Below are 25090 nucleotides of genomic sequence, written 5' to 3'. Positions count from 1 at the left end.
TGCATACAAACCTTTCATCATCATAACAGAACCCTTATATAGGTTCTACTATATCTTACCAAAATTGCTTTATCCCAGTGATTGATTCCCATTCTTAAATGTTTATTTCGTGTGTACTGAATCTCTTGTCATTTAAAATTTGAACTTACATAGCAAAAACCCGCCAAACACTTGGAAATCCTTGTGTTTAGCGGGTTCTTTAGTTATGGAGCCTAGGGGGATCGAACCCCTGACCTCATCGCTGCCAGCGATGCGCTCTCCCAGCTGAGCTAAGGCCCCAGGATATGAAATAGATCACTTGTCCAGCCCTGCTACGTTCCACAGGCGACTCCTATATCATATAAAATCCAGCTTTCGCTGTCAATCACTTTTTAAGATCCAAAGTGATTGGAGAAGAACAACCGATTTCTCTGGTACACACGGACTGGAACTCCAGACTGCTCTTCTCCCTTTCCCCACTTCACTAATCCTCCAGATTGTCTTTGGACAACAGGGATTTCAGTTCTTTCATGAACATATTGATATCTTTGAACTGGCGGTATACCGACGCGAAACGGACATATGCCACTTCATCGACTGGAAACAACTGTTCCATCAATAGCTCACCAATCTGGCGACTCTCCACTTCAGCATCAGCTGTATTACGCAGTGATTTCTCCACTTCAGATACCATCATTTCCAGGGTCTCTACGGAGACTGGACGTTTCTCACAGGCACGTATAAGCCCGCGGAGAATCTTGTCCCGGCTGAACTCTTCACGACTGCCATCTTTCTTAATGACAATCAGTGGAGTCTCCTCAATCATCTCAAACGTTGTAAATCTTCGAGCACACTGCTCACACTCACGGCGACGACGAATGGATTTTGCTTCGTTGGCCGGACGCGAATCAAGCACTTTGGTACCCATATAACCGCAATAAGGACACTTCAAATCAGATCACTTCCCACGTTTTACTTTTACCACATATTCCCTGTCTTGATTTTGTAATGAAAAATGCATTGCCGAGACATAATACTTTTACCAACTCACGAGGAGGTGAACAGCAATGGCACAAAGCAACGGTAACTCCAACAACCTGGTGGTAACTAAAGCTTCCGCAGCACTCGAGCAAATGAAATATGAAGTTGCTCAAGAACTCGGAATCAGCATCCCACAAGACGGATACCAAGGTAACATGACTTCTTACGAGAACGGTTCGATCGGTGGATACATCACGAAGCGTCTGGTAACAATTGCAGAACAGCAATTGGCAGGTCAATACCAATAATATCTGCATCGTAATACGCTACACAGAGGAGCATGGAGCGGCCGGTGAACAACCGGCCTGCTCTGTGCTTCTACTTATATACTCAGAACGTATTATAGATCTTTACATACTGATTATAATAGTAAATGACTCTTTGTACATAGTGACGCGTCTCACCAAACGGAATATCTTTCACCGTATCGAATGAACCATCCCACACACCATCTCTGAGCCAACTATTCACTTTGCCTGGACCCGCATTATAAGCAGCGATCATCACCGCTTCATTGCCACCGAATTGATCGGACAGGTTACGCAGATACCATGTGCCTAACTGAATATTTCGTTCAGGCTCGTGCTTCAATTCCTCCAGCGAAGTGTCGGGAATTTTGGCTTGTTCCAGTATCCAGTTTGCCGTGTCTGGCATCAGTTGCATGAGTCCAATGGCACCACGTTTGGATTCCTTGCTTGTCTTGAAATTGGTCTCCACTTTGATAATGGAAGCAATCAGAAACGGATCAACCTCATAGCTCTGAGATTGGGCACGAATCTCTTCCTTATAATGAATCGGATAGAACCATGCCATCCAGTTTGTATTCAGAAATAACACCAGTACAAAGGACACAAACATCAACAGCAGGACACGTTTCTTACGCAATATTTTCATAACAAACCCTTACGCTGTAGATATGAGTCAATTTGCTGCTCCGTCTCAGTCCATAAACCGCTGTTATCGATGACAATGTCTGCCAGCTGCTTTTTGCGCTCAATATCCATCTGTACATCCATCCGGGCCTCAGCCTGTGCTGCAGTCATTCCATCCCGACTCATCAATCGATCTCGTTGCACTAATCTTGGAACATATACAACCATGACTTCCTCGAAACCATCCTCCAGACCCGATTCGTACAGCAAAGGGATATCAGATACCACAAGTTTATCCGGATGTTGCAACGCGTATGCAGCAGCCCGTTCACGCATCTCTTTACGGATTGCCGGATGTGTGATAGCCTCCAATGCCTTTCGTTCTTCTGGTTGTTCAAAAACAATACTTCCAAGCTTTTTCCGATCCAGTGTTCCATCTTCGTTCAGTATGGCTTGTCCAAACCGCTTAACAGCGGCGGCCAACACGGGATGCCCGGGCATCATAACTTCCCGGGCAATAACGTCTGCATCGATGAGCAACGCTCCCTTACTGGCGAGATAGGCGGAAACACTACTTTTGCCTGTTGCGATCCCACCGGTTAAGCCTATATTCATCGTTTCACCTCATAACAGCTTCATTATTCCCATAATCATTAACAATAGTGCTGGCAATACAGATAGTCTTCGCATCCAGCGCAGAGCTGAGAATCGTAGTCCAACCTTCATGCCGAGTGACAGAAACGCCCCACTAAACAGGGCAATAATGAGTGCCGTCCATAGCGTGGGGAATCCCAAAAGAGCCGCTCCCAGGCCCGCTCCAAACGCATCCAGAGACAGGGCAATCCCCAGCCACATCGCTTCCTGAGCAGATATACTTCCCGAGTTATCCATATCCGCCTTGGAAGGGCTGCGAAGGATCTGGATGACGACCCCCAGCTTACGCAGCTCCAGTGTGAATACCATTCGTTCGAGAGAATCACCCGAAGCCGATTGCTCCAGATCCAGTGCAAGCACCTGATTCCTGCCCTTGGAATCCGGCTGCGTCCCTTGTACGTTTTTCCCCAGCGCATTAACCGTTGTTTCTCCTGCTCCCTCAACCGTTACGATGCCTGTTTCCAGCTGTTCTTTGCCTTGCTTTCGAATAAGTTGCAACAGTGACCATGCACCAATTCCTATTAATATAACGGCTCCCACGATCGAAGCGATATCCGGTGACACGACATGGGACAACAGCACACCTACTTGCATCGACAAGGCAATAACCAATCCCGAACAGATCGAAATAACAGCGATAGATAACAGGGGAATCTTAGTCCTCCGTAACCCATATGTAATCCCGACTCCAAAACCATCTAAACTAAGCGCCAAAGCAAGCGCCAGCAATGAAATAAAATGATGCAGCACCCCGGACTCCTCCTCTGTGCGGTACTCGTGCCAACTGAAGATGCCAGTATGGGTATACGCCCGCTTATTTCTGCCATATCAGTATATGGAGGGAGGAATCCAAGGGTGCTATGATTTCATCATTTCGTTCATTCAGTTCATGTTACAGCAGCTGACAGTTCGGACAAAAATGCGTGCCACGGCCACCAACCACCGTTTTTTCAATTAACGTACCACATGTTGCACAAGGCTCCGATTTGCGTCCATAGATTTTCAGTTGATGCTGGAACATGCCCATCTCACCCTGTCCATTCACATAGGATTTAATGGAAGATCCTCCTGCATTCACTGCATCTTGCAACGTAGCCACAATCGCTTCATGGAGCACCGTTAACTGAGCTTCGGTCAGTGTCTTGGCGATGGTCTCGGGATGGATACCGGCGCGAAATAGAGCCTCGTCCACATAAATATTCCCGATACCTACCACATATGCCTGATTTAAAAGCACAGCCTTGATTTTGGTTGTGCGCTTGCCAACCGCCTCGCGGAATGCAGTTACCGTAAAGGCTGGATCAAGTGGCTCCAGTCCCAGCTTCAGCAAAGGTTTCGATATCAGTTCCTCACCTGCATTGAACAGATGCATCGTACCGAACTGGCGCACATCCTTATAACGCAATTCCGTACCATCATTAAAATGGAAGATCACATGTGTATGCTTCTCCACATCTTCATGCTGCTCGTACACACCGTACCTTCCTTCCATCCGCAGATGGGAGACAAGCACCAGCCCGTCCAGCAAAATACGCAAAAATTTACCTCGTCGCTCCACGCCAATTACGGTATGTCCCGCGAGTTCCATTGCAAATGCATCTATGTCGTCCGGCCGCTGAATAATCCGCGGCAAGCTAACGGTAACATGATCAATCGTTTTACCCACAATAAGTTGGTTCAATGTTCTTCTGACTGTTTCGACTTCCGGTAATTCCGGCATGATGTTCTCACCTCCCCTATATTATAACGGAAGATGGCGCTCAGCGGGACCCTTTTCTTATATCTCTAACATAGAAGGCCCTATTGTAAAATACCGGAAAAACCGCGCGGTGCTTGATTATTTCGCTTCGTACCAGTTATCCCCAAAGCTGACTTCAGCTTTCAGCGGAACTGACAGTTCCAATGCTTTTTCCATGACCGAAGGCACGAGTTCTTTCATCAGCTCCAATTCATCGGCAGGCACTTCGAACACAAGTTCATCGTGCACCTGAAGCAACATACGGCTCTTCAACTTGCGTTCCCGTAGCGCTTCATCCATCTGTACCATGGCCAGCTTAATGATATCTGCCGCAGTTCCCTGAATAGGTGTATTCATCGCCGTACGTTCTGCGAAGGAGCGCAGATTGAAGTTGCTGGCATTAATCTCTGGCAAGTAACGACGTCGCTCAAGCAGCGTTTTGACGTAACCATCCTGGCGAGCTTCTTTCACAATGTCATCCATATATCGGCGCACACCCTGGAATACTTCAAAATACTGATCAATGAACTGCGCAGCCTCTTTACGAGTAATGTGCAGGTTCTGTGACAACCCATAATCACTTATTCCATATACGATACCAAAGTTAACTGCCTTGGCGGAACGACGCATATCCCCGTCCACATCCTCAGGCTTCACGCCAAATACATCCGAAGCGGTCTTTGTATGAATATCCATATCGTTGACAAATGCTTCCTTCAAGCGCTCATCGTCCGAAATATGTGCCAGAACACGCAGTTCAATCTGGGAATAGTCTGCTGCCAAAATGGACCAACCGGGTTCGGAAGGAACAAATACCTTCCGGATTTTGCGACCTTCTTCCATCCGGATCGGAATGTTCTGCAAATTCGGGAATTGACTGCTAAGTCGTCCCGTTGCAGCAATGGTCTGACGATAATACGTATGCACCTTGCCATCTCGATCGGAGATCTCTTTGAGCAGTCCTTCCACATAAGTAGATTGCAGCTTGGCAAGCTGACGGTATTGCAGGATATGCTTAACCACATCATTATAAGGCGCTAATTTCTCTAATACTTCAGCATCTGTGGAGTAGCCTGTTTTTGTTTTCTTCACGACTGGCAAGCCCAGTCTGTCGAACAAAATCTCCCCCAGTTGCTTCGGCGAATTCAGATTGAATTCTGTCCCTGACAACTTGTAGATTTCAGCCATAAGTCTGCTGATATGCTCTTCGAACTCGCTTCCCAGCGCCTGCAGATCGGCTGTATTAGCCTTAATACCCTGCTTCTCCATATCTGCCAGAATACGCGACAACGGCATCTCCAGCTCATGGAAAAGTGAGTTCATCTCATCGCCCTCCAGCGCCTGTTCCTGAAGAGGAATAATCGCTGCCACAGCAGCAGTTTTCCGGCAAAGGAAATCGCCCAGGATCTCTGCTTCCGGCACCTTATACTTGGCCCCTTTGCCCATAACCGTGTCATCCTCTACGAGAGAAGGCAGACCATATTTGGTCGTAAGCCCACTAATCGTCTGGTTGGATTCAGTGGGATCAAGCAAATACGCAGCCAGCTGCACATCGAATGACGCACCAGCAAATTCAATGCCATGCGCATGAAGGGCCAGGTCTACGCGATGAAGATCATAACCACGCTTCGGCTGGTCTGAATTACCAAGCCATGCCCGCACTGGAGCTGCTGCCTCAGACTTCAGCAATTCAGGAGATATGAATGTATAGGTTCCGGCGGAACCTACAGCTAGTCCAATCAGTTTCGCCTGATGCGGGTTATCACCGTGTGTCTCCACATGGAGGACATCAATGGAATCGAGGGAACTGAACAGCTCGCCTATGTTGTCCTCTGTTGCGATGGAAGACTCCACCTCGGCAGCAGGGACCGCTTCCTGCTCAGAACCAATGCTGCCACTGAACGACAGGCGTTCGAGCAAGGATTTGAATTCGAGCTTGGCCAGTGCAGGACCAGCCTGTTCTTCTTTTAATCCAGCGAATTGCATATCCTCCCACGTCTGCTCCAGCGGAACTTCCCGGTGAATCGTCGCGAGTTGCTTGCTCATCCTAGCATCTTCGGCATGGGCCTCGATCTTTTCCTTCATCTTGCCCTTCAGCTCACTTGTACCATTCAGCACATCTTCCACTGATCCGAACTGGTGCAAAAGCTTCAACGCTGTTTTCTCTCCAACCCCGGGAATACCCGGAATATTATCGGACGCATCACCCATCAGACCTTTGAGATCAATGATTTGCATCGGCGTCAGACCGTAACGTTCCTTAATCTGAGCAGGATCATACAGTTCAATATCGGTTACCCCTTTACGCGTCAGTCCGATATGTACATGTTCGGAGGCGAGCTGCAGCATATCTTTGTCACCCGATACCACTAGCACCTGTCTGCCCGCTTCATCAGCGCGTTTGGTTAATGTTCCGATAATGTCATCCGCTTCGAATCCAGCCAGCTCAAACTGGGCAATGCCAAGTCCTTTCAGCAGTTCTTTGAGCAACGGGAATTGCTCTGACAACTCTGGTGGTGTTTTCTCCCGACCACCCTTGTATTCCTGATACCCTTCGTGGCGGAACGTGATTTTGCCGGCATCAAATGCAACCATCACATGTGTAGGTTTATGCTCTTCAAGCAGTCTCAGCAGCATCGTGGTGAAGCCATATACCGCATTGGTATGCAGACCTTTCGAGTTGGTCAAAGGCGGCATTGCAAAAAACGCCCTGTAAATAATGCTATTTCCATCTATGAGAATAAACTTGTCCATTCCAGCACCTCGCGTATTATATGGTCAACCTCTTCAAATTACATCTACTCTCATGATACCATACCCACCTGTCACATCAAAAAGAATAGCCTCTTCTCACTTCATTTTAATCGCAAAAAAGAACCTTCTCCACAGACAGCTGTACACAGTCTACCTGAGAGAAAGTCCTTTTCCATTCATATGATTGCATTACTTAATCAGCACTGATTCCCCAATTCCAAAGTAATACTCTTCTATTGATTCAGATCCGGGCGTTTACCTGTCACCAGGTATACCGTGCTCTCACCAATGTTGGTCGCATGATCACCAATACGTTCAATGTAACGTCCAACCATCATCAGCAGCATAGCCTGAGAAGCCTGATTAGGATGCTCTGTCATTAACGTGTAGAGATCACTGATCATGTGGCTGTACAGTTGATCGACCTGATCGTCCGTCTGAGCCATTTTGTAGGCCAGATCTGTGTTTTCTTTCAGGAAAGATTCGATGGATTCATCAATCATGGATTTCACGATTTCTGCCATTTGCGGGATATCCACCAGAGGTTTAATCAGCTTCTGTCCATCCATCCGGAGTGTCACCTTCGCCACGTCGAGAGCAAGATCTCCCATACGCTCCAGATCACTGGAAATTTTGAATGCCACGATAATACGTCTGAGGTCCTTCGCCACCGGCTGTTGTGTGATGATCAGTTTGGAGCCAAGTTCCATAATTTTGTCTTCAAGGGCATTCAGATTCGCATCATTCTTGATGATGACCTGAGCTTTCTCCGCGTTCATCGTTTGTAAACTCTCAATAGCACCATCCAGTGCTGCTCCTACATGTTCACCCATTTGTTTGAGCAAGGTACGCAGCTCTTCAAGCTCCTGATCAAATTCTTTTCTGCGAATCATAGATTTCATGTCCTCCTTATCCATCGTCTCCGGTTATGCCGGGATCATTCCAACTCAGCTCGCTTAACCGAACCTTCCAGAGATATAATCCTCGGTTCGGGAATCTTGCGGTGTGGAGAATAACGTCTCCGTATCAGCTGCCTCCACCACTTCACCATTCAGGAAAAATACCGTACGTCCAGATACCCGTGCCGCCTGGTGCATATTGTGGGTAACCATAACGATGGTGTACTTGTGATGCAATTCCTTCACCAGTTCCTCAATCTTCAATGTGGAGATCGGGTCGAGTGCGGACGTTGCTTCATCCATCAGCAGAACGTCTGGCTGTACAGCCAGTGCCCGTGCAATACAGAGACGCTGCTGTTGTCCGCCGGACAGACTAAGTGCCGACTTTTTCAATACATCCTTCACTTCATCCCACAGTGCAGCATGGACAAGACTTTGTTCCACCAACTGATCCAGTTCAGCCTTTTGGGTTACTCCATGCAAGCGTGGTCCATAAGCGACGTTATCATAGATGGATTTCGGGAACGGATTCGGTTGTTGAAATACCATGCCAACTCGTTTGCGCAGTGTCTCCACTTCAATCTCATTACTATAGATATCGGAGCCATCCAACATAACCTGTCCTTCCACACGAACACCCGGAATCATGTCATTCATCCGGTTCAATGTGCGAAGCAATGTCGACTTACCACAACCTGACGGCCCGATGAACGCAGTAACGGTTTTTTCCGGCAGATCCATCGATATATTTTTAAGCGCGTGATGCGTATCATAGTATAAATTAAGTTTATCAATGTGAATGAGGTCCTTCATGGATGTTCACTTCTCCTTCGCTGCAGGGACACGGAAACTCCCTTTACGTTGAGACCGATGCTGATAATTGTTCATCGCTGCTCGGCCATCTTTAATATCCTACCCTTTCATTGTAAAAACAGTATCACTTTCATGTTAACGGAATGTAAAAAGACATCCTAAACCTTCATGATCTGCTTGATGGATCAATCCGATTCCTGATGCCTGCCTTATCGATTGCCTTATACTCTACTCACTATTCAGAACCATCTCATCCAGTTTCGTACGAATGTGCTCTGCGACTTCTCCAGCTTTCCCGCCTTCCATGGCGATCTCCTCTGCTATACGGGACAGATCTCTCACCGCACTGTTCAGTTGTCGGAACGTTGCTCCCCCTGCGGTGACATGCACCGAACTGTCGTCAATCTCCGCTCCGCTTGCCTTAACCAGTTCTACAGTCTGAAGGGTCAATCCACCAATATTCTCTAGCAATGAAGACATGTTGCCTGCAACCTCACGGGTCTGTTTCGCGAGCGCTCGAATCTCGCCTGCAACAATCTGAAAACCTCGTCCATATTCACCAGCATGAGCTGCTTCGATGGAAGCATTCAGGGCAAGGAGCCCACTCTGATCTGCCAGGGATCGAATGGAGTGTGCCATGCCTGAGCCTGTTTTAATCGAATTCAACATGTGATCCGCATGTTGTCCTTGACTCTCCATATGCTGATGTACCCGGTTATAGGAAGCATCGACGTGTTTCAAACTCTCTTCGCCCTGCTTGGACAATGCCATGATCTCACGGGCCTCATGTACGGTCTGATTCGCTGCATGCACCAGCTTAGTGACTGCATCATTGATTCTCGATATCTCCTGCCTGCTCTCGGATACCGTACGAACCCGTTCTGCCGAAGAAACCTGTTGCAATCTCCGGGAGAGGGACATCACATCACGCATTGTCAGCACACCGAGCAGTCGATCTTGTTCCGTAACGAGTAGACAATCGTAGAAATGTTGTTCATTCCTTCCAAGTGCGATATCAATAATTGTTGTGGCTTCCATATGAATATCTGCAATAACCGGAGATGTATTCACTACTTGTATGACCGGCTTACGATAGAATAGATCTGCGGCAAAACGACCGTTTAACATCCGATATAACGTCTCTCGCATTAACAATCCAGTAGGTTTCATCTGCTCATCACATAATACAATGCAAGGGTGCTCCTGACCCTGATTCATCATCGCCGCTGCTTCTCCACAGGTCGTGTGGACTCCGGCGACAGGAACCTGGCGGTAATAGTCTAGCAGATGGATTACAGGTTCTTCAGCAACCACCGTTACTTCATGAGGCTGTTGTTCGGGTGTTGCTAATTCTTCATTATGTAAAACAACATGAGGCTGGTCGGGTTTCACTTCGAGCAACATGGGCATAAATGCGCAATCTCCTTTACGTATTATCTCCGTCTTAAGATAGATTATGTAGGCATAAAGTATCACCCAGATAAGTCCATGCTACTCCCTCTAAGTAAAGTAAAATCCTCCTTTATGTTAAACGAACGTAAAATAAAACTCCCCGATCATTGCTAACTAGAATGATGGGGAGTTTTTCTTTTGACAACCAATTTATAACCTACACCACGAATGGAATCAATGTGAACCGATTCCGGGTCAAGCTCCAGCTTTTTACGTAATGAGCTGACGTGTACGTCCACCGTTCGTTGACCTCCGATATAATCGAAACCCCACACAGCGTTCATCAGATCATCCCTTGTCAGTACCACACCCGGCTTTTTGGCCAAGTATAAAAGAACTTCGAACTCTTTCGGACGAAGACTGATGGATTGTCCACCCAGTGTCACTTCATATTTCAGAGGATAAATCTCAAGCTCTCCCAGAATAATTCGTGAACCATCCTTGTCCTCAGGCTGTGGTAAGTCTTCACCATTGGAATAACGTCTTAATACTGCATCTACTCGGGCTAATAACTCAGATACACCAAAGGGTTTGGTAATATAATCATCGGCACCCGATTTCAGTCCCTGTACAACCTCAGCTTCACCGTTCTTGGCCGTCAGAATGATGACGGGTGTACTGACACCCTGTATTCTTAACTTGTTCAGAATGTCCAGACCATTCATGCCCGGAAGCATCAGATCAAGCAAAATGAGATCAAATTCCTGGGACAAGGCCCGATCATATCCTGCAGATCCGTGATCCTCTGCCGTAACGTCGTAACCTTCCTGTGTCAGGTTATACGTGAGTAATCTCGATAATGTAGGTTCATCTTCAATAACTAGCAAACGCTGTGCCATGATACCCCTTCTCTCTTCATAGGTTGTCTGTTGCCACAACACTTTTTCTATCATAGCACTAATTTGTTAACGGGGTGTAAAACAATACAACCTTTTTACAATTTGCTACTTAGTGTCTAGATCTCTTCATCCTGAATGAATGGAAGGATAACACGGAACGTTGTCCCCATGCCCAGCTCACTCTCAACAGACAATTTGCCATGATGCAATTCCACCAGATGTTTCACGATGGAAAGTCCAAGGCCTGTGCCCCCTGAATTACGGGATCTGCCTTTATCAACGCGATAGAACCGTTCGAAGATTCGCGGCAAATCTTTTTTCGGTATGCCAATTCCTGTATCCGACACCGCAAAGACCACTTCATCGTCGTTATCCATCGTCACCTGTAACTTCACTCGTCCGCCATCCGGGGTATAGTTGATTCCGTTGGATAACAGATTGATGAAGATCTGCTTCATCTTGTCCTCATCTGCTTCAATGTACAGTTCCTCCGGAACATGCATTTCCAGACGAATCTGCTTTTTCTCCGCCACCTTGGACAAGGTGCCCAGCACCATTTCGAAGAAAGAGTGTACATGAACAGGTGAGCATTGCAGCGGCGCGCGTTTAGATTCAATTTTGGATAACTCCAGAATATCCCCAATCAATCGGTTAAGTCGATCTCCTTCATCATAGATGATTTTCAGGAATGAACGCTCCGTCTCCTTATCCTGTACCCCGCCGCTGAGCAGCGTTTCGGCAAAGCCTTTGACCGCAGCAACAGGTGTCTTGAGCTCATGTGAGACATTCGCGACAAACTCACTGCGCATCGACTCCAAGCGGCGAATCGCCGTCACGTCCTGCAACAGGAACAACATGCCTCGATACCCGCCATCATCTTCGGACATCGGCACTCCATCAATACGGATCAGTTTTTCCTCCGGGTTGAACACACTCACTTCTTCATGCATCCGTTCTTTCAGTGCAACACTCTCTTCAATGGTACGTGTTAATTCGTAGTGTCTTTTCAATTCAGTATAAGGCTTACCCGTAACCTTTCCTGCCTGAATACTAAGCATACGCTCCGCTTCCCGATTAACCAATGCAATGGATTGCCCTGCATCGATCATAACAATACCTCCGGTCATGTTCGCGAGGACACTCTGTAGTAACGCTTCATTGTCACGAATCGTCTTCAGCTGGGACTGCAAGCTGTCTGCCATTCCGTTGATCGCAAGCCCCAGCTGTCCGATCTCATCTCTACGCGTTACATCAACTCTCGCATCGTATTCCAACTTGGTGATTCGATGAGCCACTTTTGTAATATGCTCAATCGGGGAAGTTAATCCGCGTGCAACCCGATAACTGACAAACGCGACAATTAAGAACAGTAGTCCAAGTGCAGCAAACATAATCATCCATCCACGCTGAAGACCCTGATCAACCGCATGCAGACTCATCGAAAGGCGGATGTAACCATCAAATTTACCGCTAGGCATTTCAATCATGTCACTTTGATCCGAATTAACAGGTAGCGCTACATACAGCATGTCCTGTCCCAATGTTTCACTGTAACGTATGGACTGCCCGTATCCATCCCCTACCGCATCCTTGATTTCTTCCCGGTTCAAGTGATTATCCATCGCTGCCGGACTACTCTCGGAATCTCCAATGACCGTGCCGTCCTTATTAATGAAGGTCACCCGGGAATCCGTGAGGCGATCCAGTTCCAGCGCCCGATCTGAATAATACTTTCGTGTAGCTTCCGAGGTTGGATCACTTGCATCATGGAATGGAAAAGTAGCTTTGAGCAAATTAATCTCGCGCACCATAGTTTGCTCCAATGCAGTTATATGCGTAGTCTTAAACACTCTGCCCATCGTATATCCAGCTACAATGACGGATATACCGATCAACACCATCATAATGATGGCAAGGCGAATTCGGAACGGTCTCATCTATCTCTTCCTTTATGATCAGATTAATATCTAATGACTTGTTCTACATTGAATCCAGTTCAATTCGATCCCCACGGGTACCGGGATTGGAAATAACGAGAAACTCCACTTCTTCGTTGCTCCGATTCATCATCTGATGCGGCCTTCCGGGTGCAATCTCTATTCCTTCATGGGTCTCAAGCATAAACATTTCACCATCAAGTTCCATACATGCTTCACCGCTGAGGATGAAAAAAAACTGACGGCTTACCGAATGGTAATGTCGTGTTTCAGCCGTTCCTGCAGGCATTCGCTCATGAATGATGCTCAATTTATCGTTTTGAACAAGGTGCCAGCCATCGCACTGTCCACCCCATATATAATGCGCTGCATTCTGTTTGCTAATTTTCATATGACTTATCCCTCCGAGTATAATTGCTCGATCTATCATATCACAGATTAGGGAGATTCCAGTCAGGTAAGGCTATTCGTACAATATCATATATGTATCAACGCAGATGCAGACTTTTGTAAACAGGTGCTAAACCCGCATCTTTGACTTACACATTCCCCTGATATCAAAAAGGCGCACCGCTCAGCCATGCTGAAAGCGATACGCCTCTCTATATCTAATAACCCAAACCTGCGTTAACCTTTTACGAATTACCCGTTCACCACTTCGCCGCCGTTCACATGCATCACCTGTCCACTCACATACGATGAGTCATCCGAAGCCAGATACACGTACGCGGGAGCCAGTTCATCCGGTTGCCCCGGCCGCTTCATCGGCTGCGTTGCGCCAAACTCACTTACCTTTTTCTCATCAAATGTGGATGGAATGAGTGGTGTCCAGATTGGTCCCGGTGCAACAGCATTCACACGAATTCCCTTCTCAATCACATTCATCGATAAAGAACGAGTGAACGAAGTTATTGCTCCTTTGGTAGATGAATAGTCAAGCAAGGTCGGGCTGCCGCGGTAAGCTGTGATGGATGTCGTGTTAATAATCGTACTGCCTTTCTTCAGATGTGGCAGAGCCGCCTGCGTCACATAGAACATGCCGAAGATATTGGTACGGAATGTTCGCTCCAGTTGTTCTGGTGTAATATCCTCCAGATTCTGTTGTGGGTGCTGTTCCGCTGCGTTATTCACGACTATGTCCAGTTTACCTAGTTCATCTACGGTCTGCTGAACCGACTTCTTGGCAAAGGTATCGTCACCAATATCTCCGGCTATCAAGATACACTTGCGTCCTTCCTGTTCGACCTGTCGCTTCGTTTCCTTGGCATCTTCGTGCTCGCTCAGGTATACAATCGCGACATCCGCGCCTTCCTTGGCGTATGTAACGGCTACAGCACGACCAATTCCACTGTCACCCCCTGTAATGAGCGCCACCTTTCCCGTCAGTTTACCTGCTGCCTTGTATTCAGGCTTCTCAAATTCGGGTCTGGGATGCATCTCCGACTCGATTCCAGGTCGTTGATCCTGATGCTGCGCTGGCATTGTTTTTTGGTTTTGTGGTGTGGTTGACATCTAACATTCTCCTCTCAAAATGTGAACATATTTGGATTACAGAAGACATGGACCTTAGCTATAACCTTCCTTGTCTTTCGTTCTCTGAAAAAGTCTCATTCTGTAGGATGGCATGAACAGTCCAGATTATTCTTCTGCGATCACAGCAACTCAAATCTCAGCGTGCTGTCTCTATTCGTTATTTACCACTCTCTTTAGATATCAAACAACCTTTCTCCATCAATACTTGTTATACCGAAAATTCGAAATTTATTCGAAATTAGACTGTTTCATGATACAAAGTGTATTCCTATGCCGCTTGGGCTGATGTACAATGTACAGTATACAGATGTGCTTTAACTATCATTTTTCACTGGTTTAACCATCCTAACCTAACATGGAGACCTGACAATGGAATCGCATATTAATTCATATATAACACTCGTAGCCACTTCAGCCGTGCTGAATGTCTTTTTGTGTTTATATACCTATTTCAGAAGATCCGAGATCCCCAGTTCCAAAATATTCATCCTCTACACAGCAGCACTCTCCATATATACTTTTGGATATGCAATTGAGCTGGCCAGCAACACGCTCGAGCAGATGAAGTTTTGGACCACCGTGGAGTATATAGGCATGCCCTTCTCTGCATCTCTTGGCCTCATGTTGATGATAAAGTACACAGGTAAAACGTTATCCAAAAAGGTAACTACCGCTTTGTTTGTAATCCCTTCCATTACACTATGTATGGTAGCAACCAATGATTTTCATCATCTCTTTTATAAGAAAGTATGGCTGAGAGAAAATAGTCCCGTACCTCTGATGGATATCGCAGTGGGTCAATGGTATGTTGTTCACGGCGCATTCACGTTCTCTTGTCTGTTGTGTGCCTGCCTCATTCTAATCGGACAATGGAAACACACCAAGAAGATGTACCGTCGTCAATTACTTACACTGATTACTTCACAGATTATTCCTATGGTCGCAGCTTTTCTGTATTTGCTTGGCTTGACACCTGGCGGGATGGACCCCGTGCCGGTTCTCATGTGTATTACATCTGCCATGTATATCTGGGCCATTCTATCCTCTCGTCTCCTGACCATCGTGCCGATTGCAAAAGACAGTATTTTCGAGAGCATGCGCGAAGGCGTTATTGTACTGGATAGTTCCAATCGCCTGGTTGATTACAATCGATCACTTCGTGACATGTTGCCAGAACTTAATCTGACCATGATTGGACAACCCTTGGATGAGATATGGCTTAATCTTGCCGGAGAGACTTTTCCCGTTCAATACGAGAGGGAAGGATTGCAAACGGATCTGTACTGGCAGTTAGCAGGTGAAACCGTCTGTTATCAGGTCAGAACGTCTTATGTTTATAACAAAGATGCGCAGATCGTGGGTAGTCTCATTATGCTCATTGATATAACAGAACAACGTTTCTTGCAAGAACAGCTAAAACAGCTGGCTTATTTCGATGGTCTGACCAAAATCTATAATCGCACTCATTTTTTGCATAAAGGTCGGGAGATGTTGAGCGAAGCTCATCTTAACCTGCAGCCTGTCTCCTTTATTTTATTTGATATCGATTATTTTAAACGCATTAATGATACCTATGGACATGATGTGGGCGATCAGGCCATTATTCATGTGGTCTCTATATGTAATCGATATTTGAGCCCTGAGATGTTGTTCGCCCGTTATGGAGGAGAAGAATTCGTCATCGCTCTTCCTAATACCTCGCTTCAAGAAGCCGAAGAACTCGCAGAGCAACTGAGAGTTGCCTTGTTGAATCAACCTTTAGATGTTCATGGATTACCTATAACACTGACCTCAAGCTTTGGAATCTCCCAGTACAATGGAGGGATTGATTCGCTGGAGTCCTTGTTGCGCGACGCTGACACGGCTCTGTATGAATCCAAGCGGAATGGTCGAAATAAAGTGCATGTTCATGCTGTGAGTACAACCTAGTCAATGCAGCCCCAATTTGATGAGATATGTACGGTGACATGTAAGTAATTATTCATAGTTCCCATTCGAATAGGCTGAGGACTCCGATCTCAGCTTAGCAACAACAAAAACAGACAGCCAATGAGGCTGTCTGTTTTTGTTATTCTTTATAACGCAATACCATTATACATGTTGACACAGGTCATCCAGCTTGTCCTAATTACGTGTGCAAACGCTTAAACGATGACTATTAATACATCCTCATAGGGATGAATCAACCGGCACAACTAGATAACCTGATTATTCACCATCAGATACACCATAATCAGCAAGAATACAGCAAGCAGTGTGCTAAACATACGGATCTTGCTTTGTTCGGGTCCTACATCACGCTTGTTTTTCACACCTTCTGCAGCGAGTCGCAGCGGTTTGCCCATAATTCCTCCAATAGCGGCAATAGCCAAGAGAAGAACAACAACGACAGCCATCCAAACATGAGAATACTCACCTTTTGTCATCAGGTAACCACCCGTTAGAAGTTGGATTACAAGTCCATACTGCGCGACTTTGTTCAAAGAACGAAGTGACGCAAATGCTCCCTCTTGTGCTGCAGCATTCAAGGTACGGATTTTACCGACCACGAATGGCAGAATCAAATAGAATCCCATCGCCAGTGCTCCAACAATATGGAGCAGATACATAATCATTGTCAAAATTTTCATCCTCCTCAACATTTTCGGTGTGCTATACATCACATCCCATTATACTGGGGATCTTATCCAAAGAAAAGAAAACCTCCGGGTTACCGGAGGTTTTCTTTTAGCTTCTGTTCAAAAAGTTCTCAAACTTACAGGTTTACTACCGAAATGACGTTACGAACCGAATCAGCAGATTTATCCAAGCCTGCTTTTTCTTCCGTTGTCAGCTCAAGTTCAAATATTTTCTCAATGCCGTTACCACCCAGAATGGTTGGTACACCGAGGAACAGATCATGATAGCCATATTCACCTTCAAGATAAGCGATCACTGGAATGATACGTTTCTTGTCCTTCAAAATCGCTTCGGTCATCTGAACAAGTGAAGCCGCCGGTGCATAATATGCACTGCCATTACCAAGCAGATTCACAATCTCACCACCGCCAACACGGGTGCGCTGAACGATGGATTCGATCCGGTCAGCCGGAATCAGTGTATCGATTGGAATGCCCCCCACGCTCGAATAACGAACGAGAGGCACCATATCGTCTCCGTGACCACCAAGAACGAATCCACGAACATCTTCAACAGATACGTTCAACTCTTGCGCAATGAAGGTACAATAACGTGCTGTATCCAGAACACCTGACTGACCAATAACACGGTTTTTAGGAAAACCAAGGGTCTGATAAGCTGCATAAGTCATCGCATCCACCGGGTTGCTTAGAATAATGACGATGGAATCAGGGCAATATTTTTTCACATTTTCACAAACGGACTTCACGATACCCGCATTCGTATTAACCAGATCGTCGCGGCTCATACCCGGTTTACGGGCGATACCAGCGGTGATGATTACAATCTCAGAACCTGCAGTATCTTCGTAGTTGGAAGTACCGACGATATGACTGTCAAATCCTTGAACAGGACTTGCTTCCATCATATCGAGTGCTTTCCCCTTCGTCGGGTTCTCCAGCTGAGGAATATCAACCAGCACAACATCCCCGAGTTCTTTTTGGGCAAGCATTAATGCGGTCGTAGCACCGGTAAAACCGGCGCCGACTACTGTGATTTTTTTGCGCTGAATAGTCAAGATTCACATCTCCCCTTACAGGTTTTTAATGATTTGATCCGCGAATTCAGAACATTTCACTTCAGTAGCGCCATCCATCAGACGTGCAAAGTCATACGTTACTGTTTTATTGTTAATGGATGTTTCCATACCTTTGTAGATCAGGTTAGCTGCTTCTTGCCATCCCAAGTGCTCAAGCAACATTACTCCGGACAGAATAACGGAACCAGGGTTCACGACATCTTTGTCCGCATATTTAGGTGCAGTACCGTGAGTTGCTTCGAAGATGGCATGTCCTGTTACGTAGTTGATGTTCGCTCCAGGAGCGATACCAATTCCGCCAACTTGCGCTGCAAGTGCATCGGACAAATAGTCACCGTTCAGGTTCAAGGTTGCGATAACATCGAATTCGCCTGGACGAGTCAGTACTTGTTGCAGAGCGATATCGGCAATCGCATCTTTTACGATGATTTTACCAGCATCTTCAGCGGCTTTTTGTGCTGCATTCGCTGCATCTGTACCTTCGTTATCTTTGATGATGTCATATTGTGCCCAAGTGAATACTTTGTCAGCGAACTCTTCTTCAGCCACTTCGTATCCCCAGTTTTTGAAGGCACCTTCGGTGAATTTCATGATATTACCTTTGTGTACCAAGGTAACACTCTTACGGTTATGATCAATTGCGTATTGAATTGCTGCACGTACCAAACGTTTCGAACCTTCGGAAGATACTGGTTTGATACCAATACCGGAAGTTTCAGGGAAACGAATTTTGTTAGCACCCATCTCCTGTTGCAGGAACTGGATCACTTTTTTCACTTCTTCAGAACCTTCAGCATACTCGATTCCTGCATAGATATCTTCCGTATTCTCACGGAAAATGACCATGTCTACCAACTCAGGACGTTTAACCGGAGAAGGTACACCGTCGAAATAACGAACAGGACGCAAGCAAGTGTACAGGTCAAGCTCTTGGCGCAGGGCTACGTTCAGGGAACGGATACCGCCACCGATTGGCGTAGTCAAAGGTCCTTTGATCGCTACGATATACTCACGAATGGCTTCCAGTGTATCATTCGGCAACCACTCACCGTATGTATCGAATGCTTTTTGTCCAGCAAACACTTCATACCATGCGATTTTTTTGTTGCCATCATAAGCTTTTTCAACAGCTGCATCCAATACACGTTTGGAAGCTTTCCAGATATCACGGCCTGTACCGTCACCTTCGATAAATGGAATGATCGGATTACTAGGTACTTGAAGTGTACCGTTATCAATTTGAATTTTTTCGCCTTCAGTTGGGTGAGCAAATTTTTCTAATTTCATAGTTAAAATTCCTCCTAGGTTTCATATATGCAGTATTCATCATACCACTAGTCTTGTTGAGAGAAGGGTCCTGAGAGCTTAAGCGAGTAACGCCTCTACTTTCCAACCCTTCACCTCGTCCATATTATTATACTGTTTTTGCGGCTATTAGCGAAGTTCAATAGAAACGTATTTCTGTTCTGTAGGACCAGTGTACTCCGCACGTGGACGAATGATGCGATTGTCCGCAAGCTGTTCCAAAATATGCGCAGTCCATCCAGACACCCGGCTGATGGCAAAGATCGGAGTGAACAATTCCTGTTCGATCTCCAGTTGGGTATATACAGAAGCAGAATAGAAGTCTACGTTAGGCTTCAGTCCTTTTTGTCCTGTTACCAGTTCCTCGATCTTCACAGACATATCATACAAGCGCGTATCATTGTTCATCTCGCCAAGTTCCTTGGACATCTTCTGTAAATGTTTGGCGCGTGGATCACCGTTTTTGTACACTCGATGTCCAAAGCCCATGATCTTTTCACGATTATTCAGTTTTTCCTGAATTGCCGCTTCAAGACGATCAGGCGTGCCAATCTCATTCAACATTTTCATAACGGCTTCGTTAGCACCGCCATGCAGTGGTCCCTTCAGTGCGCCAATGGCAGAAGTTACACCGGAATAGATATCCGACAGCGTAGCAACCGTTACACGTGCTGCAAATGTCGAAGCGTTTAACTCGTGATCCGCATGCAGGACAAGGGCTTGATCCAATGCTTTTACTGCGGTTTCGGATGGTTCTTCACCAGTCATCATATATAAAAAGTTCTCTGCGATGGAAGCGCCTTCTTTTGGAGCCACAGGTTCTTTGCCCTGACGGATACGGGCGATGGCTGCCACAATCGTTGGCAACTGTGCTTGCAACTTAACCGCTTTGTTCTCATTCGCTTCCGTTGTCATCTCATCAGCTTGCTCGTCGTACAGTGCAAGTGCAGAGACAGCGGAACGAAGTGCTGCCATGGTACTGACGTTTTTCGGATACAATTGGATTTGTGCAATCAATTCGCTCGGAATCGGCGCGTAATCGCTCAGGCTTTTGCGAAGGGATTTCAGTTCATCCGTTGTTGGCAATTTACCAAACCACAACAAATAGGCAACTTCTTCAAAGCTAGCATGTTCAGCCAAATCGTCGATATCGTAACCACGGTATGTGAGCACACCGTCTACAATAGAACTGATCGAAGAGGTTGTTGCAACGATGCCTTCCAGACCTTTGGTAGCTGTCATATTACATCTCTCCTTTAATAAGCGAAATCAGGACCCATTCCAGAGTGCCATATAAGTGCCAAAGTGCACCTATCCTATCTTTGTAAACATTTTCATTTTAAAATTAACAAATATTTCAAAATGCTGTTTTCCTACCTGTCAATCGGTATTTACTTATAACATCATACTGGATTTTGTCGTTTATGTGAACATGATGAGAGTTCATTCGCACATCAAACTTCTTTATCGGACCGATAAAGCATTTTTGAAAACCTTTACAAAAACAAGGTTGACATTTAATGTTTTTTAAACAATCCTGTCGTATGAAGAACTTTCTATTGCTATATTCTGTAAGACTAAGGCATACTCTAGGCAAAAGAAAGAATCAAGGCAGAGCATGTTCAAAAGTCAGCTTTTGAACATACTCTGGTAACATCCCGGCGTTTCAAAACATGGTAAATGCTCTATATTAATTAAGATAGCCATCTATTTTTAATACTGTTTTATAGATCATACATAGGTCGGCTTAATTGAAATTAGGAGAGTTGATGCTTGGATAAAATTATACTGAAACGTCTGCTCCGCGGCTTATGGGTTATCATTGCAACCATTCTGATCGCTGTTGCCATATACTTGTTGTTCCCGCTACTGTATCCTTTTGCGATTGCCTGGATCATCGCTTATGCCATGAATCCATTAGTGAAGCTGCTTCAGCATCGAGCACGATTCCCCCGCTGGCTGGCTGTGACTCTTTCCTTAATCCTTTATTTTGGAGCCATCGCGGTGGTGCTGTCAGCGGCGATTACTCGCATGGTAAAAGAAGTCATTTCACTTACGACAAGCTTTGATCTTCATGTTGATGAGATCAAGGACACGTTTGTGCGCTGGACCCAGAATGACACCATTCAGAGTTTGATTGCGCAGATCAATGAATTTTACAAGGAGAATCCCAACTACCAGGAAACCATCAACAGCAATATTAGCAAAACGACCGAAACGGTAGGTACAGCCGTGACCGACCTGGTCACCGGATTTTTCAATATGGTTCTGAGTCTCCTTACTTCCCTGCCGAACATGGGCGCGGTATTAATTGTTGTACTGCTGTCTACATTCTTCATTAGCAAAAGCTGGACCCGGCATAGCATCACCGTATCGGGCTGGGTGCCATCTTCTATTCGCAAGCCAATATCAGACATATGGACTGATTTGAAGAAGGCCTTGTTTGGGTATGTAAGAGCACAATTGATCATGATCTCGATTACAGCACTATTCGTCATGATTGGACTGCTTATATTGCAAGTGAAGTCAGCCTTTACCATCGCTCTGTTTATTGGTCTGGTCGATCTGCTTCCTTACCTGGGTGTGGGTCTGGTCATGGTCCCTTGGGCTGCATACCTGTTTATGAACGGGGATCTGTATCTGGGCATTGGCATTAGTATTATCTATCTGATCTTACTGATCGCCCGTCAGATTATTGAACCGAAGGTACTTGCAAGTAGTGTAGGGCTCGACCCACTCGCCACGCTGGTTGGCATGTTTGTGGGTTTGAAGTTGTTCGGTGTTCTAGGCTTAATTATTGGCCCCGTCAGTCTCGTGATTCTCGATGCGTTCAATCGGGCTAACGTATTACGCGACCTCAGAACGTACATCATTAACGGACGTGTCCGATGAGGCATCATCTTATGAGTACACAGAAAAAATAGAAAAAGGCTTCGTTCAACAGAAATGATCTGCTGAGCGGAGCCTCTTCCATTTTGCATAACAACTGGTTTTTCATTTCGGACGGCGATAAAACGTAATTTTTCCACTTTTCATTTTTTTCTCCAGCCATCCCAGGAAGAACAGACGATAAACCGGACGTGTTAATGGAAATACCAGTGTAAACCCGATCAGATCCGTTACAAAGCCTGGAATCAAAAGCAGGAAACCACCGACAAAAATAAATAGACCATCGACCATTTTTCTGCCAGGTACCTTGCCACGCTCCATCTCGGATTTGGCGTCCACAAGTACTTTTCGTCCTTCAAACTGCAACATTGCTATACCAATCAAGGACGTGAGAATCATGAGAAGCAATGTCTTTCCGGCTCCGATCCAGTCACTCATCAGAATAAAACCAAATAATTCAATCACCGGAATGATTAAGAGTAAAGCCCACATCCATTTTCGCATTGACGTATTACCCCTTTCCCGAAAGCCACACCTTTTCAAGCGCGCTGTATAGCTCAGAGGCTGCCTTATCCAGCCGAACTAGCTTCCAGTCTCCATTTACCCACACATGCTGGGTAGAACCTGTAACTAGCCGTTCTCCGGGGAGCGATTCATCAGCTGACCATACCCGTTCTCCAATCGCCATATGCTCATCAGGTTCTTCAGACATGCGTCTTATGTCGTACTCATAGTTCAGTCGCAGACCACTAAATGCAGCAATACGGGTGAAAATGATAATCTCATCATCATATCGGGCAGGCTTGTGATACTTCACATCCAGTCCGGTTACGGGAAGCAGTAACCCCTGTTCCTCCATTTTACGATATGTATACCCCATTTGGCGAATCATCTCAGTTCGACCGATTTCAAACCAATTCAAATAGTTCGCGTGGTAAACCACGCCCATCTGGTCACTTTCTTGATAGCGTACACGAAGACGTGCCGCATACCAGCTACCATTGATCTGTTCTCGCACGTTATCGGCCTCCTTCGCTCTAAGAATCATACGTGTTACCTCGCTGTAAAGTGTCAATAAGATGGAAAAAAAGCAACGGGACAATAACGCCCCATTGCTTCTTTCCTGTTGCTTCTCCATCCAAGACGCTATTAAGCGTTGTTTGGAATTTGGCTTACTTTAATCAGGTTGGTAGAACCGGAACGACCCAAAGGTACACCTGCTGTGATCACAACCAGGTCTCCTTCTTTAACAAGTCCGGATTTTACGCCGCCTTCAATTGCGTTTTCGAACAAAGCATCCGTGGAATCAACCAGTCTTCCTTTGACAGGAGTTACACCCCAAGCCAGAGCCAAACGACGGGAAGTTCTGTCTTCCGTAGTCACAGCGATGATTGGAGATTCTGGACGATACTTAGAAATCATGCGTGCAGTGTGTCCTGATTCAGTTGAAGTGATGATCGCTTTTGCGTTCAAATCTTGAGCTGAAAGGGCAACCGATTGGCTGATTGCTTCTGTAACTGTTGTTTGTTGAGCAACACGTTGTTTCAGATACAGCTCTTGGTAAGGCAGAGCAGATTCTGCTTTTTCAGCAATACGGGACATGGTCAGAACGGATTCAACCGGGTATTTACCCGCAGCTGTCTCACCAGACAACATGATTGCGTCCGTACCATCAAAGATCGCATTCGCCACGTCACTTGCTTCCGCACGTGTTGGACGCGGGTTACGTTGCATGGAATCCAACATTTGTGTAGCTGTGATAACCGGTTTACCGGCAACGTTACATTTTTCGATCATGCGTTTTTGTACCAATGGTACTTCTTCCGCAGGAATCTCAACACCCAGGTCTCCACGAGCAACCATCAGACCGTCAGACACTTCAAGGATCTCGTCGAGGTTATCGACACCTTGTTGGTTTTCGATTTTGGAGATGATTTGGATATGTCCAGCATTGTGTTTTTCAAGCAATTCACGAATCTCAAGTACGTCACTCGCTTTACGTACAAAAGAAGCCGCGATGAAATCGACACCTTGCTCAATACCAAATACGATATCGTTAGCGTCTTTTTCGGTGATACCCGGCAGAGAAATGGCAACGCCCGGAACGTTAACACCTTTTTTGCTTTTGATCGATCCGCCGTTAACGATACGGCATTTGATCTCGGTGCCTTGCACTTCCACCACAGTCAGTCCGATCAGACCGTCGTCGATCAGAATTGTAGATCCCGGTTCAACATCATTCGGAAGATCTGTATACGTAATGGAAAGACGTTCTTTGGTGCCCAGAATTTCTTCTGTTGTCAAAGTGATGTACTCGTCTTGAACCAATTCGATCGGTTCAACTTCGAGTTTACCTGTCCGAATTTCCGGTCCTTTGGTGTCCAGCAAGATCGCTACTGTTTTGTTCAACTCTTCGCATGCTTGGCGAATCGCAATGATCCGTCCGCCGTGCTCATCGAAATCACCGTGGGAGAAGTTCAGACGGGCCACATTCATACCGGCCATAATCAATTTTTTGGTGTTCTCCAGAGATTCACTGGATGGACCAATGGTACATACAATTTTCGTTTTACGCATTTTGGGTTTCCTCCGATTTTAAAGGTATTACTCTTTATCTATTTTTCTTTTTCCAACTATTAAATTTACTATACTTTTGATCATTTGTAT

The 25090-nt window shown here is 45.9% G+C and carries 23 protein-coding genes and 1 tRNA gene; 3 read left to right on the top strand and 21 right to left on the bottom strand.

Going from position 1 to position 25090, the window contains the following annotated elements; translation table 11 throughout:
• Positions 1-206 precede the first annotated feature (206 nt).
• Together NKT06_RS09700 and nrdR are read right to left on the bottom strand one after the other, a co-directional pair.
• Positions 207-279: transfer RNA gene (locus NKT06_RS09700), tRNA-Ala, on the bottom strand.
• Between the two features lie 184 nt (positions 280-463).
• Complete coding sequence (gene nrdR, locus NKT06_RS09695) at positions 464-931, bottom strand: transcriptional regulator NrdR (RefSeq protein WP_026081166.1); 468 nt, start codon at positions 929-931, stop codon at positions 464-466.
• Positions 932-1046: 115 nt separating this feature from the next.
• On the opposite strand from nrdR, the gene NKT06_RS09690 reads away from it, so the two are divergent.
• The gene (locus NKT06_RS09690; protein ID WP_017689472.1) at positions 1047-1268 is read left to right on the top strand and encodes an alpha/beta-type small acid-soluble spore protein; all 222 of its coding nucleotides are present in this window, start codon (positions 1047-1049) and stop codon (positions 1266-1268) included.
• An 82-nt stretch (positions 1269-1350) separates the two neighbouring features.
• On the opposite strand, the gene NKT06_RS09685 is transcribed toward NKT06_RS09690, so the two are convergent.
• From NKT06_RS09685 to NKT06_RS09630, 12 genes are all read right to left on the bottom strand, one after another.
• Positions 1351-1914, bottom strand: coding sequence for a lytic transglycosylase domain-containing protein (locus NKT06_RS09685; protein ID WP_253433100.1), 564 nt, complete (start codon positions 1912-1914; stop codon positions 1351-1353).
• On the bottom strand, positions 1911-2507 hold the full coding sequence (gene coaE, locus NKT06_RS09680; RefSeq protein ID WP_253433097.1) for a dephospho-CoA kinase: 597 nt from the start codon (positions 2505-2507) through the stop codon (positions 1911-1913). Before coaE ends, NKT06_RS09685 begins: the two co-directional genes overlap by 4 nt.
• A gap of 9 nt (positions 2508-2516) precedes the next feature.
• Positions 2517-3296, bottom strand: coding sequence for a manganese efflux pump (locus NKT06_RS09675; RefSeq protein ID WP_253433094.1), 780 nt, complete (start codon positions 3294-3296; stop codon positions 2517-2519).
• Positions 3297-3438: 142 nt separating this feature from the next.
• Positions 3439-4266 (bottom strand): DNA-formamidopyrimidine glycosylase, encoded by an 828-nt coding sequence (gene mutM, locus NKT06_RS09670; protein ID WP_253433091.1) that lies wholly within the window; start codon positions 4264-4266, stop codon positions 3439-3441.
• 117 nt (positions 4267-4383) lie between these two features.
• Complete coding sequence (polA, locus tag NKT06_RS09665) at positions 4384-7038, bottom strand: DNA polymerase I (protein ID WP_253433088.1); 2655 nt, start codon at positions 7036-7038, stop codon at positions 4384-4386.
• A 233-nt stretch (positions 7039-7271) separates the two neighbouring features.
• On the bottom strand, positions 7272-7931 hold the full coding sequence (gene phoU / locus NKT06_RS09660) for a phosphate signaling complex protein PhoU (protein ID WP_017689478.1): 660 nt from the start codon (positions 7929-7931) through the stop codon (positions 7272-7274).
• A gap of 63 nt (positions 7932-7994) precedes the next feature.
• Complete coding sequence (gene pstB, locus NKT06_RS09655) at positions 7995-8750, bottom strand: phosphate ABC transporter ATP-binding protein PstB (RefSeq protein ID WP_253433084.1); 756 nt, start codon at positions 8748-8750, stop codon at positions 7995-7997.
• Positions 8751-8978: 228 nt separating this feature from the next.
• Positions 8979-10160 (bottom strand): methyl-accepting chemotaxis protein, encoded by a 1182-nt coding sequence (locus NKT06_RS09650; protein ID WP_253433081.1) that lies wholly within the window; start codon positions 10158-10160, stop codon positions 8979-8981.
• Positions 10161-10312: 152 nt separating this feature from the next.
• Positions 10313-11041, bottom strand: a complete 729-nt coding sequence (locus NKT06_RS09645; RefSeq protein WP_253433078.1) for a response regulator transcription factor — start codon at positions 11039-11041, stop codon at positions 10313-10315.
• Positions 11042-11157: 116 nt separating this feature from the next.
• Positions 11158-12978, bottom strand: coding sequence for a two-component system histidine kinase PnpS (gene pnpS, locus NKT06_RS09640; RefSeq protein ID WP_253433075.1), 1821 nt, complete (start codon positions 12976-12978; stop codon positions 11158-11160).
• A gap of 43 nt (positions 12979-13021) precedes the next feature.
• Positions 13022-13369, bottom strand: a complete 348-nt coding sequence (locus NKT06_RS09635) for a cupin domain-containing protein (protein WP_253433072.1) — start codon at positions 13367-13369, stop codon at positions 13022-13024.
• Between the two features lie 251 nt (positions 13370-13620).
• On the bottom strand, positions 13621-14490 hold the full coding sequence (locus NKT06_RS09630; RefSeq protein ID WP_253433068.1) for an SDR family oxidoreductase: 870 nt from the start codon (positions 14488-14490) through the stop codon (positions 13621-13623).
• Positions 14491-14880: 390 nt separating this feature from the next.
• On the opposite strand from NKT06_RS09630, the gene NKT06_RS09625 reads away from it, so the two are divergent.
• A complete protein-coding gene (locus NKT06_RS09625) occupies positions 14881-16440 on the top strand; it encodes a histidine kinase N-terminal 7TM domain-containing diguanylate cyclase (protein ID WP_253433065.1) in 1560 nt (519 codons plus the stop codon).
• A 266-nt stretch (positions 16441-16706) separates the two neighbouring features.
• On the opposite strand, the gene NKT06_RS09620 is transcribed toward NKT06_RS09625, so the two are convergent.
• The 4 genes from NKT06_RS09620 to citZ form a co-directional block, all read right to left on the bottom strand.
• Positions 16707-17132, bottom strand: coding sequence for a hypothetical protein (locus NKT06_RS09620; RefSeq protein WP_017689485.1), 426 nt, complete (start codon positions 17130-17132; stop codon positions 16707-16709).
• Between the two features lie 134 nt (positions 17133-17266).
• The gene (mdh, locus tag NKT06_RS09615; RefSeq protein WP_253433061.1) at positions 17267-18208 is read right to left on the bottom strand and encodes a malate dehydrogenase; all 942 of its coding nucleotides are present in this window, start codon (positions 18206-18208) and stop codon (positions 17267-17269) included.
• Between the two features lie 15 nt (positions 18209-18223).
• Entirely contained in the window at positions 18224-19516 is a 1293-nt protein-coding gene (gene icd, locus NKT06_RS09610) for an NADP-dependent isocitrate dehydrogenase (RefSeq protein ID WP_076330335.1), read from the bottom strand.
• Between the two features lie 147 nt (positions 19517-19663).
• A complete protein-coding gene (gene citZ / locus NKT06_RS09605; protein WP_017689488.1) occupies positions 19664-20776 on the bottom strand; it encodes a citrate synthase in 1113 nt (370 codons plus the stop codon).
• Positions 20777-21307: 531 nt separating this feature from the next.
• Here citZ and ytvI point away from each other — a divergent pair.
• On the top strand, positions 21308-22426 hold the full coding sequence (gene ytvI / locus NKT06_RS09600) for a sporulation integral membrane protein YtvI (RefSeq protein ID WP_253433059.1): 1119 nt from the start codon (positions 21308-21310) through the stop codon (positions 22424-22426).
• Between the two features lie 102 nt (positions 22427-22528).
• Here ytvI and NKT06_RS09595 read toward each other — a convergent pair whose 3' ends face one another.
• From NKT06_RS09595 to pyk, 3 genes are all read right to left on the bottom strand, one after another.
• Positions 22529-22927, bottom strand: coding sequence for an FxsA family protein (locus NKT06_RS09595; RefSeq protein ID WP_036609835.1), 399 nt, complete (start codon positions 22925-22927; stop codon positions 22529-22531).
• Between the two features lie 7 nt (positions 22928-22934).
• The gene (locus NKT06_RS09590) at positions 22935-23471 is read right to left on the bottom strand and encodes an acyl-CoA thioesterase (RefSeq protein ID WP_253433056.1); all 537 of its coding nucleotides are present in this window, start codon (positions 23469-23471) and stop codon (positions 22935-22937) included.
• A 101-nt stretch (positions 23472-23572) separates the two neighbouring features.
• Positions 23573-25000, bottom strand: a complete 1428-nt coding sequence (pyk, locus tag NKT06_RS09585) for a pyruvate kinase (RefSeq protein WP_062833547.1) — start codon at positions 24998-25000, stop codon at positions 23573-23575.
• Positions 25001-25090: the final 90 nt, after the last annotated feature.

It is taken from the genome of Paenibacillus sp. 1781tsa1, assembly GCF_024159265.1.
In the GTDB taxonomy this organism is placed as follows: Bacteria; Bacillota; Bacilli; order Paenibacillales; family Paenibacillaceae; genus Paenibacillus.
This window is presented reverse-complemented; position numbering and strand designations above follow the sequence as displayed.

Bases quoted from the DNA above. Each gene is read 5' to 3' on its own strand.
- NKT06_RS09635 (WP_253433072.1), bottom strand. From the start codon at position 13,369: ATGAAAATTAGCAAACAGAATGCAGCGCATTATATATGGGGTGGACAG.
- NKT06_RS09630 (WP_253433068.1), bottom strand. From the start codon at position 14,490: ATGTCAACCACACCACAAAACCAAAAAACAATGCCAGCGCAGCATCAG.
- citZ (WP_017689488.1), bottom strand. From the start codon at position 20,776: ATGACAGCTACCAAAGGTCTGGAAGGCATCGTTGCAACAACCTCTTCG.
- NKT06_RS09650 (WP_253433081.1), bottom strand. From the start codon at position 10,160: ATGCCCATGTTGCTCGAAGTGAAACCCGACCAGCCTCATGTTGTTTTA.
- polA (WP_253433088.1), bottom strand. From the start codon at position 7,038: ATGGACAAGTTTATTCTCATAGATGGAAATAGCATTATTTACAGGGCG.
- icd (WP_076330335.1), bottom strand. From the start codon at position 19,516: ATGAAATTAGAAAAATTTGCTCACCCAACTGAAGGCGAAAAAATTCAA.
- NKT06_RS09590 (WP_253433056.1), bottom strand. From the start codon at position 23,471: ATGATTCTTAGAGCGAAGGAGGCCGATAACGTGCGAGAACAGATCAAT.
- NKT06_RS09645 (WP_253433078.1), bottom strand. From the start codon at position 11,041: ATGGCACAGCGTTTGCTAGTTATTGAAGATGAACCTACATTATCGAGA.
- coaE (WP_253433097.1), bottom strand. From the start codon at position 2,507: ATGAATATAGGCTTAACCGGTGGGATCGCAACAGGCAAAAGTAGTGTT.
- NKT06_RS09685 (WP_253433100.1), bottom strand. From the start codon at position 1,914: ATGAAAATATTGCGTAAGAAACGTGTCCTGCTGTTGATGTTTGTGTCC.
- pnpS (WP_253433075.1), bottom strand. From the start codon at position 12,978: ATGAGACCGTTCCGAATTCGCCTTGCCATCATTATGATGGTGTTGATC.
- NKT06_RS09595 (WP_036609835.1), bottom strand. From the start codon at position 22,927: ATGCGAAAATGGATGTGGGCTTTACTCTTAATCATTCCGGTGATTGAA.
- phoU (WP_017689478.1), bottom strand. From the start codon at position 7,931: ATGATTCGCAGAAAAGAATTTGATCAGGAGCTTGAAGAGCTGCGTACC.
- pyk (WP_062833547.1), bottom strand. From the start codon at position 25,000: ATGCGTAAAACGAAAATTGTATGTACCATTGGTCCATCCAGTGAATCT.
- NKT06_RS09690 (WP_017689472.1), top strand. From the start codon at position 1,047: ATGGCACAAAGCAACGGTAACTCCAACAACCTGGTGGTAACTAAAGCT.
- mutM (WP_253433091.1), bottom strand. From the start codon at position 4,266: ATGCCGGAATTACCGGAAGTCGAAACAGTCAGAAGAACATTGAACCAA.
- NKT06_RS09625 (WP_253433065.1), top strand. From the start codon at position 14,881: ATGGAATCGCATATTAATTCATATATAACACTCGTAGCCACTTCAGCC.
- pstB (WP_253433084.1), bottom strand. From the start codon at position 8,750: ATGAAGGACCTCATTCACATTGATAAACTTAATTTATACTATGATACG.